General features: G+C 52.1%; 1 rRNA gene. It reads right to left on the bottom strand.

The annotated features are described in order from the left end of the window. Positions 1–647 (bottom strand): 23S ribosomal RNA (locus ACP5PX_RS08345); the annotation flags it as partial.

Genomic DNA, 647 nt, shown 5'->3' with positions numbered 1-647 from the left:
CACGCTTTCGCGCTTGCGGCTTCCTGTGTTTTTTAACCGGACAAGCGCACCTTTAGCCTCCAGGAAGGAATTACTTCCAAGAATTTCTTTACGGAATTTTTCCGATATATTTGTAGTCCATAAACCGACCCGAATGTGTAAATGTGAGAATCCTGAACGCTGAAATCTTCCAGCCTTTGCTTTACCAATTTTAATGACTTAAAGATTTGGCTGGTGCCTTTGTCCGTTTATTAAACAGTCGGGACCCCCTTGCCACTGCGACCTGCCATCCCAGCCATAGGCTGAAACGGCAGGCACCCCTTATACCGAGGGTACGGGGCTAAATTGCCGAGTTCCCTCGCATTAGTGTATACCCGACACGCCTTGGGTTCCTCGCCTAGGGACACCTGTGTCGGTTCTAGGTACGGTCACGAAGGATCCTTCCCAACGTCCTTTTCACTGGCTCCAGGGATCAGCTGAACCGCCCTAAAACGGGCGGCTATTCCCGCTTTCACCTGGTTCTCGCCATTGCGGCACTCCCCAGGCTTATACGGTTAAACAAGGCGACAGCCTTGCTCAGCCTACCCCGAAGCGTCAGACGTTGAGCTTGCGTCGCCGCAGTCGTACCTTCGTGGTTCCGGAATTTTAACCGGATTCCCTTTCGGCAT

It is taken from the genome of Hadarchaeum sp. (SeqCode) (assembly GCF_049969415.1).
GTDB lineage: Archaea > Hadarchaeota > Hadarchaeia > Hadarchaeales > Hadarchaeaceae > Hadarchaeum.
Note: the sequence above shows the minus strand (reverse complement) of the source record. Positions and strands in the feature narration are given on the sequence as shown.